This is a genomic window from Silvania sp. (assembly GCF_051656365.1).
Lineage (GTDB): Bacteria > Pseudomonadota > Gammaproteobacteria > Enterobacterales > Enterobacteriaceae > Enterobacter > Enterobacter hatchlandensis.
This window is the reverse complement of record NZ_JBOGBT010000039.1, coordinates 1-16121: the sequence shown is the minus strand read 5'-3', so window position 1 is coordinate 16121 and position 16121 is coordinate 1. Positions and strand designations below refer to the sequence as shown.

Annotated in this window: 17 protein-coding genes; 4 read left to right on the top strand and 13 right to left on the bottom strand. The window is 54.1% G+C overall.

Annotation, left to right across the window (positions count from 1 at the left end; translation table 11 throughout):
- Positions 1-100: 100 nt before the first annotated feature.
- On the top strand, positions 101-532 hold the full coding sequence (locus ACRDD5_RS07855) for a PTS sugar transporter subunit IIA (RefSeq protein WP_438676409.1): 432 nt from the start codon (positions 101-103) through the stop codon (positions 530-532).
- A gap of 71 nt (positions 533-603) precedes the next feature.
- A complete protein-coding gene (locus ACRDD5_RS07850) occupies positions 604-1851 on the top strand; it encodes a polysaccharide deacetylase family protein (protein WP_438676408.1) in 1248 nt (415 codons plus the stop codon).
- Positions 1852-1854: 3 nt separating this feature from the next.
- Here ACRDD5_RS07850 and panD read toward each other — a convergent pair whose 3' ends face one another.
- From panD to ACRDD5_RS07785, 13 genes are all read right to left on the bottom strand, one after another.
- Positions 1855-2235, bottom strand: coding sequence for an aspartate 1-decarboxylase (gene panD, locus ACRDD5_RS07845; protein WP_271282409.1), 381 nt, complete (start codon positions 2233-2235; stop codon positions 1855-1857).
- A 60-nt stretch (positions 2236-2295) separates the two neighbouring features.
- Entirely contained in the window at positions 2296-3147 is an 852-nt protein-coding gene (panC, locus tag ACRDD5_RS07840; RefSeq protein WP_271282408.1) for a pantoate--beta-alanine ligase, read from the bottom strand.
- 11 nt (positions 3148-3158) lie between these two features.
- Positions 3159-3950: a 3-methyl-2-oxobutanoate hydroxymethyltransferase gene (gene panB / locus ACRDD5_RS07835; RefSeq protein WP_438676407.1), complete on the bottom strand. Its 792-nt coding sequence runs from the start codon at positions 3948-3950 to the stop codon at positions 3159-3161.
- Positions 3951-4071: 121 nt separating this feature from the next.
- A complete protein-coding gene (gene folK, locus ACRDD5_RS07830) occupies positions 4072-4551 on the bottom strand; it encodes a 2-amino-4-hydroxy-6-hydroxymethyldihydropteridine diphosphokinase (protein WP_271282406.1) in 480 nt (159 codons plus the stop codon).
- Positions 4548-5945 carry a polynucleotide adenylyltransferase PcnB gene (gene pcnB / locus ACRDD5_RS07825; RefSeq protein WP_271282512.1) on the bottom strand — a complete coding sequence of 466 codons (1398 nt, stop codon included), beginning with the start codon at positions 5943-5945 and terminating at the stop codon, positions 4548-4550. The genes folK and pcnB overlap by 4 nt, the downstream gene beginning before the upstream one ends.
- 53 nt (positions 5946-5998) lie before the next feature.
- The gene (gluQRS, locus tag ACRDD5_RS07820; protein ID WP_271282405.1) at positions 5999-6889 is read right to left on the bottom strand and encodes a tRNA glutamyl-Q(34) synthetase GluQRS; all 891 of its coding nucleotides are present in this window, start codon (positions 6887-6889) and stop codon (positions 5999-6001) included.
- A 68-nt stretch (positions 6890-6957) separates the two neighbouring features.
- Positions 6958-7413, bottom strand: coding sequence for an RNA polymerase-binding protein DksA (dksA, locus tag ACRDD5_RS07815; protein WP_271265957.1), 456 nt, complete (start codon positions 7411-7413; stop codon positions 6958-6960).
- 177 nt (positions 7414-7590) lie between these two features.
- Positions 7591-8295, bottom strand: coding sequence for a DNA/RNA nuclease SfsA (gene sfsA / locus ACRDD5_RS07810; protein WP_271282404.1), 705 nt, complete (start codon positions 8293-8295; stop codon positions 7591-7593).
- Between the two features lie 13 nt (positions 8296-8308).
- Positions 8309-8839 (bottom strand): RNA 2',3'-cyclic phosphodiesterase, encoded by a 531-nt coding sequence (gene thpR / locus ACRDD5_RS07805; protein WP_438676406.1) that lies wholly within the window; start codon positions 8837-8839, stop codon positions 8309-8311.
- A 95-nt stretch (positions 8840-8934) separates the two neighbouring features.
- Positions 8935-10002: a fimbrial protein gene (locus ACRDD5_RS07800; RefSeq protein WP_438676451.1), complete on the bottom strand. Its 1068-nt coding sequence runs from the start codon at positions 10000-10002 to the stop codon at positions 8935-8937.
- Positions 10003-10017: 15 nt separating this feature from the next.
- The gene (locus ACRDD5_RS07795; RefSeq protein WP_438676405.1) at positions 10018-12495 is read right to left on the bottom strand and encodes a fimbria/pilus outer membrane usher protein; all 2478 of its coding nucleotides are present in this window, start codon (positions 12493-12495) and stop codon (positions 10018-10020) included.
- Positions 12496-12513: 18 nt separating this feature from the next.
- Complete coding sequence (locus tag ACRDD5_RS07790) at positions 12514-13209, bottom strand: fimbrial biogenesis chaperone (protein WP_438676404.1); 696 nt, start codon at positions 13207-13209, stop codon at positions 12514-12516.
- 51 nt (positions 13210-13260) lie between these two features.
- The gene (locus ACRDD5_RS07785) at positions 13261-13845 is read right to left on the bottom strand and encodes a fimbrial protein (protein ID WP_438676403.1); all 585 of its coding nucleotides are present in this window, start codon (positions 13843-13845) and stop codon (positions 13261-13263) included.
- A 527-nt stretch (positions 13846-14372) separates the two neighbouring features.
- Between ACRDD5_RS07785 and ACRDD5_RS07780 the strand changes: the two genes are divergently transcribed.
- Complete coding sequence (locus ACRDD5_RS07780) at positions 14373-14891, top strand: winged helix-turn-helix domain-containing protein (protein WP_438676402.1); 519 nt, start codon at positions 14373-14375, stop codon at positions 14889-14891.
- 128 nt (positions 14892-15019) lie between these two features.
- Positions 15020-16121 (top strand): ATP-dependent helicase HrpB (gene hrpB, locus ACRDD5_RS07775; RefSeq protein ID WP_438676401.1); only part of this gene is annotated, 1102 nt, incomplete at its 3' end.

The window sequence follows — 16121 nt, the reverse complement described above, 5'->3', positions numbered from 1 at the left end:
CCGGCCCGGCGGCGTTCCGCCCGCCGGGCCGTTTATTGACTACTGTCAGCCTTGTCCCCCCGCAACCGGTTACACTACTCCCTTCTGAGGAGAGGTGACGATGCTGGGTTGGGTAATTACGTGCCATGATGAACATGCGCAAAAGATGGCGGATCAACTCGCTGTCCGGTTTGGGCCGCTGGTACAGTGCCAGGTGGTTAACTACTGGCGCGGACTCAGCTGCAATATGCTTAGCCGGATGATGTGCGATGCTCAGCATCAGGCCGACAGCGGCAATGGGGTGATCTTTCTGACCGACATCGCCGGGGCCGCACCTTATCGCGCGGCGGCGCTGCTCAGTCACAAGCATGACAAACGCGAAGTGATCTCCGGGATCAGCTATCCGCTGCTGGAGAGCTTGTATCCGCTGCGCGACCTGACCGACAGCGTTGGCTTTCGCAATACCATTGTCGCCCGGGGTGCACCGGATGTCAGCAGCCTGTGGCATCAGCAGCAGAAAAACCCGCCTTTCGTCCTGCACTACCCGCTGTAGAAATATTAAACATTGGTATTGCTGTCGCTTTTGTTACAATGGCGACAGTTCACCGTACTGAATAACTCCTTATGTTCTCGCGTATTTGTCTCCTGCTTTTGCTGCTGGTCTCCGGCGGCGCGTCTGCCAGCCTGTTAAGCCAACAAGGGCTCCCGGCCCGCTATATGCAAACCACCGAAAGTGCCGCAATCTGGGCCCAGGTCGGCAACCGGGTTGTGACGGTCGGCAATGTCCGCGCTGGTCAAATCATTGCCGTGGTACCTACCGATGCAGACTACTATGAGTTTCGCTTCGGCTTTGGCACCGGCTTTATCGATAAAGGCCATCTGGAAGAGGTGCAGGGGAAACAGCGCGTCGAGGACAGCCTCGGCGATCTCAACAAGTCGCTCAGCAACCAGAACTTGATCACCTGGAAGGACACCCCGGTCTACACTGCGCCGAATGGCGGCAGCGCCCCCTTTGGCACTCTGGCTGACAACCTGCGTTATCCGATCCTCAGCAAGCTCAAGGATAGGCTCAATCAGACCTGGTATCAGATCCGCATTGGCAACCGGCTGGCCTGGGTAAGCAGCCTCGATGCGCAGGAGGACAACGGCCTGCCGGTGCTGACCTATCACCACATTCTGCGCGATGAAGAGAACACCCGCTTCCGTCATACCTCCACGACCACCAGCGTGCGCGCCTTCAGCAACCAGATGGCCTGGCTGCGCGATCAAGGTTACACCACCCTGACGATGTATCAGCTGGAAGGCTACGTGCGTAACAAGATGAACCTGCCCGCGCGGGCGGTGGTGATCACCTTTGACGACGGCCTGAAGTCGGTCAGCCGCTATGCGTACCCGATCCTAAAAGCCTATGGCTTTAAGGCCACCGCATTTATTATCTCGTCGCGTATTAAAGCGCATCCGCTTGCCTGGAATCCGAGGTCTCTGCAGTTTATGAGCATTTCCGAGCTGAAAGGGATTCAGGACGTATTTGATGTTCAGTCGCACACCCACTTTCTGCATCGGGTCGACAATGCCAGACACCCCATTTTGCTAAGCCGCAGCTACGCGAATATTGTGATGGACTTTAAACATTCGCGCCGGGCATTGTCCCAGTTCAACCCGCATGTACTCTATCTCTCCTATCCTTTTGGCGGATATGACGATGACGCGGTGAAGGCGGCAAACGACGCTGGGTTTCATCTGGCGGTGACGACGGTGAAAGGGAAGGTGAAACCTGGGGATAATCCGTTCTTGCTGAAGCGTCTGTACGTTCTCAGAACGGACTCTTTAGAGGCGATGTCGCGGCTGATCAGCAATCAGCCGCGAGGGTAAAGATCAGGCAACCTGGACCGGGATCGCCTTTGCGAGACGTTTCATCTCATTGTCGCCTTCAAAGTAGGCCACTTTTGGCTGCCAGCGGCGTGCTTCTTCATCTGACATCATCACGAAGCTGGCGATAATCACGATATCCCCCACGCTGGCACAGTGTGCCGCCGCGCCGTTAACGGAGATGATTTTTGACCCGCGCTCACCCGCGATGGCGTAGGTTGAGAAGCGCTTACCATTATTCACGTTCCAGATATCAATGGCTTCGTTTTCCAGAATACCCGCCGCGTCGAGAAAATCCTGATCGATCGCGCATGAACCTTCATAGTGCAGATCGGCCTGAGTGACTTTCACACGGTGAAGCTTACCTTGCAGCATTTTGCGAATCATTACGTTTACCTTTAATCATCATGCATTAGCCCCTCCCGCAGGAGAGGCCAGGGAAGGGGACTACGCCAGGTCGATCACTTTGTTATCGATGAGACGCGCCTGACCGAGCCATGCGGCCACCAGGATTACCGCACGTTTGCTGGCGTCGGTGTACTCAAGCAGCGTGTCGGCATCACGGATTTGCACGTCATCCGCACGCAGGCCTTTATCGTTAAGCGCCTGTTCAGCAAGGGCGATAATCTCTTCCGCCGTTAACGCCTTTGCCACCAGCTGTTCTGCCATGCTATTCATCACTTTGCTTAAACCCGGCGCAATTTTGCGCTGGTCAGCGGTGAGATAGCCATTGCGGGAGCTCAGCGCCAGGCCGTCTTTGGCGCGCACGATCGGCACGCCCACGACCTCGATGTCGTAACCCATGTCGGCGACCATTTTGCGAATTAACGCCAGCTGCTGGAAATCTTTCTCGCCGAAGCAGGCGATATCAGGCTGAACCAGGTTAAACAGCTTGCTGACGATGGTCGAAACGCCGCGGAAATGACCCGGACGGCTGGCGCCTTCGAGCATGGTGGAGATGCCCGGCACGTCAACGTAGGTAGCCTCTTCAGTGCCTTTCGGGTAAATGTCGGCCGGGGCCGGGGAGAAGACAAAATCGACGTGATGCTTTTTCAGCTTCTCGCAATCTTCCTGTAGGGTGCGCGGGTAGCGCGCCAGATCGTCGGCACGATCAAACTGCATCGGGTTAACGAAAATGCTGACCACCACCACATCGGCACGGGCTTTGGCCTCTTCGACCAGCTTCATGTGGCCGTCGTGCAGGTTGCCCATGGTCGGCACCAGCGCGATACGTTTTCCTTCCTGGCGCAGACGGCGGATATGCTGGCGCAGCAGCGGCAGAGTTTCAATGATTAGCACAACAAGACTCCTTACTGGAAACTGTGTTCTTCACCCGGATAAACGCCGGACTCAACATCGGCAATATACTGCCTGACCGCGCCGCGCATGTCGCCTGCGTCGCTGAGGAAATTCCTGGCAAATTTAGGAATATGACCGCCTGTAATGCCAAACGCATCGTGCATTACCAGGATCTGGCCGTCAGTGACGTTGCCTGCGCCAATGCCGATCACCGGAATGGAGAGCGCCTCGGTGATGCGCTTCGCCAGCACCACCGGCACGCACTCCAGCACCAGCAACTGCGCGCCTGCGGCTTCGATGGCCAGCGCGTCGTCAAACAGGGTTTGCCCCGCATCGCCGCGACCCTGGACTTTGTACCCGCCAAAGATATTGACCGACTGCGGGGTTAATCCCAGATGGCCGCAGACCGGCACCGCGCGTTCAGTAAGCATTTTTACCGTATCGGTAAGCCAGGCGCCGCCTTCCACTTTGACCATATTGGCTCCGGCGCGCATCACGATAGCGGCGTTTTCAAAGGCCTGTTCCGGCGTGGCGTAGGCCATAAAGGGCAGATCGGCGAGCAGCAGGCAGGCCGGTGCACCGCGACGCACCGCGCGGGTGTGATAAGCAATATCTTCTACCGTCACTGGCAGAGTGGAGTCATGTCCCTGGACCGTCATCCCTAACGAGTCGCCGACCAGCATGACGTTAATCCCTTCTTCGGCAAACAGTTTGGCGAAGCTGTAGTCATAGGCGGTAATGGTAGCGAAGCGCTGCTTGTCCTGTTTGCATTTCTGCAAGGTGGAGATGGAGGTTGGTTTCATACTGTTTCCTGATAGCCCAAAGCGAATCTTTGCGCATTTTAACAGTAAGATTCGGGGGAACAATGATTTTAGGTCACCAGCAAACCACAAATGTTTTGCGGTTTATTGTGGAAGGGAAAGACTACCAGCGGGCAGGTTTTTCGGCGTTAAGCTGCTGCAAAACGGCACTGAGCGTTTCGCCATCGGGGAAGGTGAGCTGGGGGGCGATTTCAAACAGCGGCCAGAGCATAAAGCCGCGACGTTTCATGTCGTAATGCGGCACCGTCAGGCGCTCGCTGTGGATCACCTCATCACCGAACAACATGATGTCTAAATCCAGGGTGCGCGGTCCCCAGCGTTCAGCCTTGCGAACGCGGCCCTGCTGCAGCTCAATGCGCTGGGTATGGTCCAGCAGCGCGTCGGCGCTGAGGATAGTGTCCAGTGCAATGGCGGCGTTGAGGTAGTCGGGCTGATCCTGCGGACCGAGCGGGGGGGTGCGATAGAATGCGGAGAGAGCGACAACGCGGGTCTGCGGGATGTCACCCATCGCCTGTACGGCAGCGTTGACCTGCTCCAGCGGAGAGGCCAGATTGCTGCCGATGGCGATAAACGCTAACGTCATGCGGCGCCTTCGCGACGTGGAGCACGTTTACGTGGACGACGATGACGGCGACGCGGGGTCGGCTCTTCATCCAGATCGGTCAGCATGTCTTTTTGCGCCGGCGGAGCAGAAACCTGGAACTCACCCCACCACTGCACCAGACGCTGCAGTTCCTGGTCGCTTTCCGCTTCTGCGCGCAGGGCCATCAGATCGTAAGCCGCACGGAATTTTGGATGCTCCATTAACTTCCAGGCACGCTTGCCCTGACGACGGGACATCCGCAGCTGAAGCTGCCAGATATCACGTACCAGCGTGGTAATGCGTTTCGGGATCGCCAGCGAGCGGCAGGCTTCATCCAGCACGTCGTTGGTCGCCAGCGCAAAGGCATCGTGATAGGCCAGACCGCTTTCCTGGGCAATTTTCTGCGCCATTTCCAGCAGCGGATACCAGAACATCGCGGCAAAGAGGAACGCCGGGTTAACGCGCATATCGTTATGAATGCGGTTGTCGGTGTTCTTCAGCACCTGGTCAATGATGCGCTCCATCGCGCTGTCACCCTGTTCGGTGAAGTTACGCGTGATGCTCGGGAACAAGGGCTGGAACAGGCCATATTCGCGCAGTAGCTTGTAGGTTTCAAAACCGTAGCCCGCCTGCAGCAGCTTCAGCGCTTCTTCAAACAGACGTGCCGGCGGCACATCGTTGATCAGCGTCGCCAGGCGCGGGATCGGCTCGGCGGTTTCTGCGCTGATACGCATATCCAGCTTAGCGGCAAAGCGCACGGCGCGCAGCATGCGCACTGGATCTTCACGGTAGCGGGTTTCCGGGGTACCGATCAGGCGGATTAAACCCGCTTTCAGATCCGGCACGCCACCGACGAAATCGCGAACGGTAAAGTCAGCCACGCTGTAATACAGGCTGTTGATAGTGAAATCGCGGCGCTGGGCATCTTCTTCGATAGAGCCAAAGATGTTGTCGCGCAGCAGCATGCCGTTCTGACCCTGCTGAGACGTGGTACGGTCAGGCGGGTTGCCTTCGTGATGACCACGGAAGGTTGCGACTTCGATGATTTCGGGGCCAAACATGACGTGAGCAAGACGGAAGCGACGACCGACCAGGCGGCAGTTGCGGAATAATTTACGCACCTGCTCAGGCGTGGCGCTGGTGGTCACGTCAAAATCTTTCGGTTTTTGGCCCAGCAGTAAATCACGCACCCCGCCACCCACGAGATAGGCCTCATAGCCGGCTTTATTCAGGCGATAGAGCACCTTCAGGGCGTTTTCACTGATATCTTTGCGGGAAATAGCATGCTGCTCGCGCGGAATAACCGACATCGGGTTTTGAACAATGACGTCATCCGCCATGCTCTCATCGCGGCTCAGCACCTTACGGCAAAAATTAGCGACTCGGGTAAAAATAGTACACCTCGGTAGTGTGTGTTTCAGAATTCAGGACAAAAAATAGCGGCTAATCATAGCTCAGCGAGACGCATTTGAGAATGCTGGATTTTCGGTACGTTATTTAGCGCCCACTGGGCGACCGCTTTTTCCAGTATTTCCTCGGTTCGCAGATCCTGCCACTCATTTGTTACATCCTGGTTTAGAAATTGTAAAGCATTGATAAGCACCGGGCGAGGATCGCCGGTCGGCAATGCCGGGGCATGATTCTGTTTCGAGAGTTTCATCCCTTTTTCATTTACCGCCAGCGGCAGATGAATATAGTCCGGCACTGGCCAGCCAAACAGCTGGTACAGCGAAATTTGCCGCACCGTGGGTTCAATCAGATCGGCACCGCGCACAATTTCGCTGATGCCCTGGAAATGATCGTCCACCACCACCGCCAGGTTATACGCAAACAGCCCGTCGCGGCGGTGAATAATAAAATCTTCGCGCGCCAGACGCGCATCGGCGTGGATCTCGCCCAGCAGACGATCGTCAAAGTGGGTCACCGGATGGCGCTGCATCACTCTCACCGCCGCGTTTTCCGGGCCGTGGCGCAGCGTGCGGCAGTGGCCGTCGTAGACGCCGCCGACGCTCTGAATGCGTGACCGGGTGCAGGTGCAGTAATATGAGAGTCCCTGGGCGTGCAGCCAGGCCAGACGTTCACGGTAGGCGTCATGGCGCTGCGACTGCCAGAGCACGTCACCGTCCCACTGAAGGCCGTAATGTTCCAACTGACGCAGGATAGTCTCTGCCGCACCGGGAACTTCACGAGGGGGGTCAATATCTTCGATCCGCACGCGCCAGATACCCTGATGGGCTCGGGCCTGCAGATAGCTGCCGAGGGCGGCGATAAGCGAGCCAAAATGCAGTTCGCCAGAAGGGGATGGCGCGAAGCGCCCAATATAGTCAGTTGGCATCATTACGCAGAGCAGAAAGTAATCAGGCGGGAGAGACTCCCGCCTGTAGTAGCGTTTTGGCAGGGCAGGGATTAACCGGCCATCTGTTTTTCGCGGATTTCTGCCAGCGTTTTGCAGTCAATGCACAGATCGGCTGTCGGACGGGCCTCCAGACGACGAATGCCGATTTCGACACCGCAGGACTCGCAGAAGCCGAAATCTTCGTCTTCGACCTTTTTCAGCGTTTTCTCGATCTTCTTAATCAGCTTGCGTTCGCGGTCACGGTTACGCAGTTCGAGGCTGAATTCTTCTTCCTGAGCGGCACGGTCTACCGGATCCGGGAAGTTAGCAGCTTCGTCCTGCATGTGTGTAACGGTGCGATCGACTTCATCCCTAAGTTGATTACGCCATGCTTCAAGAATTCGCTTAAAGTGCGTCAGCTGGGCGTCGTTCATATACTCTTCGCCCGGCTTCTCTTGATACGGCTCCACCCCAGCGATGGCGAGAATACTCAGGGACGATGCTTTACGGTTTTGCCCTTCTTGCATGTTGCTTCTCCTTAACACGCACTATCGATCCCCGTGTTGGGGGAAAAATCAGGCCGCTATAAATAGCAGATGCTTTTCCGGATGGCAATTATCTATACGTAACACTTGACAAGCCTGTGAGGAAAAGCGTATTTGCGCATACGACCAGAATACTTAATAGTCAATCGCCTACCCCATTTATAACGTAGCGGGGAGAGCGACCTTCAGAGTCATATTATCGGCAGAAAGTTCCGCTTTATACACCAAAACCTCTACCCCCTGCTTTTGTGCCTCATGCAACAGTTGCGCGTACTTAGGGTCAATATGGCGGGCAGGTGAAAATCGTCCAATTGCTGTATGTAACACGGCAAACAATAGCACAGCGCGCTTGCCCGTCGCCGCTACACTGATCAACTCCCGGAGATGCTTTTGCCCTCGCAGCGTGACCGCATCCGGAAAATAGCCGTTATCCCTGTCAGCTAACGTCACTGATTTCACTTCAATATAGCACTCGGGTCGCTGTTCTGCCTGCAACATAAAGTCGATTCTGCTACCTTCCGCACCGTATTTTACTTCGCTTTTTAAGGTGTTGTAGCCGCGCAGCTCCGGAATTAAATCCAGACTAATCGCTTCTTTGACCAGCTGATTGGCCCGCAGTGTATTCACACAAATATATTCTCCGCCGACGGTCTGGGTTATTTCCCAGGTGTGGGGGTATTTGCGCGTCTTATTCAGGGAGGTGGAATACCAGACGGTATCACCCGGTGTGGCACAGCCGGTCATTGCGCCGGTATTCGGGCAGTGCAGAGTCAGGGTGACGCCGTCGGGCGTCACGACGTCGGCCAGAAAGCGTTTATAGCGCTGGATAAGCGTCGCGGGCTGTAAGGGGGGAAGAAACTGCATCGGGAGTCCTTGTTTATTCGCCCAGCGTCCAGCGCTGGAGTGGGGTATAGCGGGTGCGCCCACGCTCAAAAACCGATTCGTACAGCGCAAATTCGTTGACCGCAAACGACCAGTGAAACCCCGGCGGCGGCAAGGCCACCGCGTGGCTGGCGTCACGCAGTAGCGTGATATGGGGATGAAACGGCTGCGGGCTTTGATAGCAGCCGCTGCGCGCAGCCTGCGATCGTAGCATGTTGGCCAACTGCAGTAATCCGCGCGGCGGCTGACGGGTGCCCAGCCAGACCACGCGCGAGCGCAGCCACTGCCCGGCGTCATCCAGCGTCAGAATAAATCCCGGCTGACGAATACGCCCGGCCTGCGTCGCCAGTGCCTGACGTTTCTCGTCGCTGACATCGCCTAAAAATGCCAGCGTCAGGTGCAGATTGGCGCCGACGATCGGGCGGCCCGCTTCGGGCGCAAAATGGTCGGCACGCCAGCGCACGATCTGCCGCTGAAGCGGGGCAGACATTTCAATGGCGAAGAACAGCCGTTTCGACTCAGACATACGGGGTACCCGGTAATGATTTGTGGCGATGCTACCCTGTACGTCGTCCAATGTTAACTCTTTGACCGAATTACTGCCCTGTCTGCTGAGGCTTCTCAGGGATAAATGATATTCAACATTGCTGAGGTATTTAGAGTGCCTTGTGAAGCATCATAGGGCCGCCATGCATAGTAATAAACGGCCATGGGAATGGCGAAACTCCCTGATGCCAGCGCACCTGCCGGCAGATGGTACAGCGCCGTCGCCGATCCCCTTTCCGTGGTCGAGGTAGACATCACCACCGGGGACTGAGGATCGTCACGTTTGATAAGACGCAGACCGATGCCCTTCGCCCCCGAACTGCTGTTATCCACCAGAACTGTTTCATCAGTAGAGAGGAGATTATTGCTCGACATGAACATTTCAATCATTCTGTCAGTGGTCCTTAGCGCGGTAATATTCTGGCAGGTAAAGTTCAGCGTAAATGGCGTAAGTCCCGGCTGGCCCTTCGCATGGGTCACTTGCTGAACCCCCATAGTCGGTAGCTTTACCGTCAATCCGGCGTTGTTAAATGAGCATGTGGTCGGTTTTGGTGCGTATTTAATGGTCATCGGCTGGCCAAACATATCGCGTGAATCATAGGGCCACTTAAAACCGTTAAAAAGCCACTGCACGATTTTGACCATCTGATCCAACGGCCAGGTAATGACTTCCCACAACGACATTCCGCTCAAATCGGTCACAAACAAGACATCCCCTAGCTGGGCTGTATCCCCCGTAATGGCCTGACCATTACCATCGACCAACGTGAAGCGAACCGTAAATGGCGTATTCAGTTCAGAAGCATTGTGGCTCCCTCTATCCCAAATACTCTTTTCCTCGGGTGCATCAATGATTTCAGCACGCACTTTATGCTTATTGTCATTGAACCCCAGAATCGTGGCATAGGTATTGTCCGTCGAGAGGACTTTGGTGTAACCAAATTTACTGTTGCCGGTTGAGCAATCGAAGCTACCCGTATACTGGGTCGTGAATGTTGTGTACCAGGTGGTGTTAGTGGCGTTTATCTTATCTGACAGGTCCACATAAAGCGGCGGAGCGTAGTTCATCGTACCAGAGCTGCAGGTGGCATAGCTCGCGCTGCTGAAACAGGCAAGAATAAAAAGAAAAATCCATCTTATCATCATGATTCCCTTTAATTATTTGCACAAAGACGGCGCGGTGTTCAAACCGCTGACGGGGGTTGCGATGGTGCAGGTGCCACCACGTACGTGGACCTGAAGTAATGTCGGCATTGCTTGCGCGCGAATATAAATCACGCTTGCCTGACCGACATAGCCTACCGCTTCGCTATGTTCGTTAAAGACCTCAGTACCGAACGGCAAGGGGGTGCCATTCGCTTGAACGGCATGAACCTGCCAGGACTGACGTCTGTCGGTTTCAAAGCGGAGGTAATTTACGGCACCATCATAAGGGGCGCTGTTCGCCATGTTGCCGATAATTTCCGCACCGGAGCTGGAGGTGGTTTCAGCTAACGTGACTGAGTTTTTACGATACGGCGTGGCATAAGGCACCAATGCCAGCCCATCTTTGTTGGTCCTGATGCTCTCATCACCGTTCACCATTAGCCCTTCGGCGCCAGGGGCTTCAATCACGGTCATGGTGGAGCCGATTTCGTTGGCGGCCAGCACGTGCCATGGGAATGCGACAATGCTGCCACGGCTGCTGATACCTGCTTGTCGATAATCGCCGGATTCGCTCCAGGAGGCTCCCAAAGTAGAGACGTCAGAGCGCCAGGTGGTATTGACGCTGGCCATATTTTTGCCACCGTTAGTATTGTTGCCAGCGACGGAATAACTCAGACGGTTTGATTCCATGGCGTTACCGCTCAGACTGATGTTACTTTGCTCGTAACCTGAGTCAGTGCCCGCAATGCTACTGCTGATCCATGCGTTATTATCAAACAGGGAGAAGGGGGCGCTGATAGAGGCATACAGGCGAGTCTCTTCTTTGTTATCGCTGTTTCTCACGCGGCTGGCGGAGAGGGTGTAGTTTGCACCGCCAAGCGAGTTGGAATAGCCCATCTGGTATTCCCGTGCTCGGCTTTTGCTGTTCCAGTAGTCGCGCTGGGTGCCGGTCAGATAAATGCTGCCCCATCCTTCTTTCAAACGCTGATTCATGTTGACGGTAAAGGTGTTTTTTGGCTTTACATCATTGCTGGCATCCCATTGTTCCAGAGACATGTCCGTCATTTCACCGTGGCGATCTTCATATTCGTCGTACTGACGACGCAGATTCTGGTAGCCATCCTGGGCGTAAAGTGCGCTCGTGAAGCTGTAATAGCCTTTTGTCGAATAACGGTAGGCAGCCAGGGTGACGTTGGTTGCCGTGGTATCCACGAATTTGCTGTAAGCAATACGATAACTTTGTCCGCTATAGCTGCGATCCTGTAGTTTTGTGTCCGCATGGGTCACGTCAACGGAAATCGCGCCGAAAGGGAGGTTCCAGCCTGATCCCAGCAGCCCAGCCTGATAATCGTTACTGATGATCATGCCCGTATAACCCGTGATCAGGTTGTTAATACCGTACCGCAGGGTGCCCTGAATAAAACCGGGACGATTTTCAACCGAGTCCTGCCTGATCTCACCCGCAACGACGTGAAAATCACTCACGCCTGCCTTAAGCATGCCGGGTACGGCTGAGAAGGGGACCAGGAAGGATTGCTTCGACCCATCCGCTTCCTGAACCACTATCTCCAGATCCCCTGCGGAGCCGGTCGGCTGTATTTTATCCAGAACAAACGAACCCGGTGGCACGTTCTCCTGATAAATAACGTTGCCGTTTTGAATGACTTTCACCAGTGCATTAGTCAGCGCGATGCCATGTACCACAGGTGCGAAACCCTGCTGTGAATTCGGGCGCATTTGGGAATCCGACGCCAGGGAGACGCCTCGCGTGCGGACAGAATCGAACAGATCGCCGGGGGTATAGAAATCCCCCGCCATAAGGTTAGACTTCAGGGGGGCGAGGGGGCGGCGTAGAAAGCGAGTGTTATTTTGCCAGGAGCCACGGCTACCCGCTTTTTTTTGCCAGGTGCTGCTGTCGCGCAATTGCCAACCCAGCAGATTTATCCCGGAATCCAGCCCGGTATAGAGATCGTCGCTGTCATCTTTCGCTGCCGTTTTGGTATGTGAATTATAATAAGTGGTGTTGTAAGAGAGCAGCAGAGCCGGAATGCCTTCATCCCAGAATTTAGCATCAACATAGCCAGATTCCCTGTGCTGTAGCGCCGCTTGTGGCACGGTCAAATTGAGACTAAACGTGCTGATGTCCGTTTCAATGCGGCCGCCCTGAATCAAATCAATGAGTTGCACCTGCCCTTGGGGAATAGCGGGCGCGGGCACTTTTTGGGTATTGATACCCAGTAATTGTGCGTCCTGCCATGACAGGCGAATATCATCCTGCTCCTGCCCGTAAATAACGCTAAAACGTCCTTTCCAGTCGTTATTAACATAAATGTCCACCTCTTGCTTGCCTGCTGGCATGTCATTATTGTCGTAGAAACGCGATAGATCGGCGTCTCTGGATGCGCCCGCCAGAAGGGAGGTATCAAAGGTGACAGCGGCGGAATTGTATGAAAGCAGCAATGTACAGGCGACAAGCAATTTGGTTTTCATCGTCCATGATTCCCTTTTTTACTGGCTTGCAACATCCCGAGTTTTATATGCACCTAAATCATCAACATATATAACCTGATAAGACTGGTTGCGTTTTAAATTGGCTTTGGCTGCTGTGGTGATATGGGTAAAGGGCGGCACCATCACGGATTCCGCCAGCAGTTTTTGCTTTGCCGAGGTTTCGATATTGGCAATCGTGATATGGAACGGACTGTCATTTACTATGCGGAAGTGATTATTTTCCACAATGAGCTTAAGGCCGGACATGGCTTCATTCTGCCTACCCGCCAGAACAGCCGGACGATAAAAGACTTTCACGCGCGATTTAATGGCTAACTGAATAGTATTAACACCCTTCAAATGGTCTGGTGCTGGTGGAATATCCAGCACATTGAGAAAGAAAACGGATTCACGATCTTTTGGCAGTTTCGCCTCGATTTTTTTAATCCGTAATTGCTGGCCATTATTGCCGTTAACTTTTACGACGGGTGGGGATAACATAAATGGCACATGCGCTGTTTCCGGCGTCGAATTAATATCACCGTCATCAATCCATGATTGTACCAGCGCGGGGGTATCGCCATTATTAATTAGCTGAACAACAACTTCTTTATTATTCTCTGGATAAATCACGCGGGTACCATTGATGACAATATTTGCCCATGAAGAATGGCTTCCCAGGATCAGCGCGACCAGTAACAATGTTTTTTGCATGAATGAACCTTTTAATACAGGCTCTGCATTCACAGAGCCTGGCAGAGAAAATTACAGGTAAGAAACGGTGTAAGTGACGTTAGAGCTAAGCGTCCCGACAGTGGCGGCCGAGGTGTTCGTTTTGTAGTAGTAAACGTCCAGTTGCAGGGTTTCGGAATCCGGCGCTGTTTTGTCGCCTTTGAGGGTGGTGGCATAGGGCTGATCCAGCGCGATTGGGGTGTTAGTACCCGGTTTAGCCAGAGCGAAACCAACGTTTCGCGCTACGCTGGCGTCGTTTTCGTTGACTGAATTGTTCACCAGGTATTTGCCGTCAGTGGAGATGTGGTCAGCAGAAGAGAAATACACCTTCAGTTTAGAATCCTCAGGCGCTGAAGCCAGGCTGCAGCCGGAGAATGTCAGTGCGACAGTTTTTTTATTTTTGGTGATCAGACCGACAGTAGTGCCTGCATCAGTAACAGAAATAGGTGATAACGCCACGGTCAAATCCGCACTTTTTCCGCCGTTAATGGTACAGGTGGTGTCCGTGACAGCACCGGTAAAGTTGATCACTCCACCTGCAGTCGTATCGGCTGCCATTACATGAGTAGAAGCTACTGCGGTAGCGAGTACAGATACGGTCATGATTTTCTTGAACATTAAATACTCCATTATTTATTAAATGAACATTGAGTAGCGGCAATCAGCTTCAGACCCTTTCGGTCGGCATTGAATTGCTTTAATTCAGTGAGGTATAAGCTTTCCCTGTTGAACGCCATCAAGAAAAACCATTGTTTGATATACATCACCGTTGCCGGCAGTGTCATAGCGAGAAGGAGGGCCGAAGTTAGCGGCAGCAAAACGGTGAGAGTGCGTACGAAAGGAGAGTTCGTTTCGCCCCGCTCATTGGCATTCTTTTAGTCAGAACTATTGTGTCTGGCAGACATTCCTGTCTCGTTACCGGGCTATTTTACACTGAAAAGCAGTATTGGTTGAAATATTGTCCTGATTAAACATAAAAAACAGAGTTTTAATCTAAAATTCATGTTGATTATTAAATCTTAATCCAACAGTAAGTTATTAAGGCTTCATTTTAACTATTTAATAATGTTCAATGCATAGGGTTTTATATCTCACATCATAGCGTGCTGGACTGAGATTTGAATTTAAGTAGTCAGAAGGGGCTTATGAAATACGTAATAAACATTTCTATGGTTTATGATTTTGAATCTGGCATCATTAAAAGTAATGATACGGAGGAGGGAAGTGTTCGTTTATCAAAACAAGCTTCACGGCTTTTGCTGGTATTAATTAAAAATAATAACCAGATACTCGAGCGTAATTATCTTATCACTAAGGTTTGGGAAGCGCAGGGATGTACGGGGTCATCGACCAGCCTCAGTGTGGCTATTAGTGAAATCAGAAAAGCGTTTCGGCAACTGAATGGCGATCCGATGCTGATTCAGACGTTGCGGAAAGTCGGTTTTGTGTTGGTAGCAAATGTTGAATGCCTTAATGCTGGTAAGGGTGTTGAGGAGAGTGAAACGTCACAGCCTCTGCAGCCGGTCAGACTGGATGTTGACGATAAATCGTCGGTGCAGCGGTATTTATCGCTCGAATGGGTGAGAATGGGTTTCCTGGTCGCGATATTAATAGTCTGTGTCATTATCGATGAAAACGCGTGGTTTTCCCTGTTCTCTTCCTGATTACACCCTTTTTAACATGAACGGTAAGGCCCGTTGCCCGGTGCGGGAATAACAAAGGGGATTCTCGGTTATGGCTTGAGGCGATGCTACACTGTACGCCGTCTAAAGATAATCCTCTGGAGCCATTTGTGTCCCTGTTGCCGGTTGCCGCTGTCCTTCCTGAACTTCTCCTCGCGTTACAACACGCTCCTCAGGTTTTGCTCAATGCCCCCACCGGTGCGGGAAAATCGACCTGGCTGCCGCTGCAGATCCTGGCCCAGGGGACGATTAACGGCAAAATCATTCTGCTGGAGCCGCGCAGGCTGGCGGCGCGCAACGTGGCGCAACGGCTTGCGGAATTGCTGGGCGAAAAGCCAGGTGAAACGGTGGGCTACCGGATGCGGGCCGAAACCTGCGTCGGGGCTAACACCCGGCTGGAGGTGGTCACCGAAGGGATACTCACCCGCATGCTCCAGCACGATCCCGAGCTGACCGGCGTGGGGCTGGTGATCCTCGATGAATTCCATGAGCGTAGCCTGCAGGCGGATTTAGCCCTGGCGCTGCTGTTGGACGTGCAGCAGGGTCTGCGCGACGATCTCAAACTGCTGATCATGTCAGCGACGCTGGACAACGCGCGCCTGCAGCAGTTACTGCCCGAGGCGCCAGTGATTTCCTCCGAAGGACGCTCGTATCCGGTTGAGCGGCGCTATCAGTCGCTTTCCACCCAATTACGATTCGATGAGGCGGTGGCGGTGGCTACCGCCGAGCTGTTACGCCAGGCGCCCGGCTCGCTGCTGCTGTTTTTACCCGGCGTGATTGAGATCCAGCGCGTGCAGGAGCAACTTTCCCGGCGCGTGGCCGCCGATGTTGTGCTCTGCCCTTTATATGGCGCGCTGTCGCTTACCGAGCAGCGCAAAGCGATCATGCCCGCGCCGGCCGGGCAGCGCAAAGTGGTGCTGGCGACCAATATTGCCGAAACCAGTCTGACCATCGAAGGCATTCGGCTGGTGGTGGACTCGGCTCAGGAGCGGGTGGCGAGTTTCGATCCGCGCACCGGGCTGACCCGGCTAATGACCCAGCGCGTCAGCCAGGCGTCGATGACCCAGCGCGCCGGGCGTGCCGGGCGACTGGAACCCGGCATCTGCCTGCATCTCACGCCGTTTGAACAGGCCGAACGCGCGGCGGCGCAGGCCGCCCCGGACATTCTGCAAAGCGATCTCAGCGGCCTGATGATGGAGCTGCTGCTGTGGG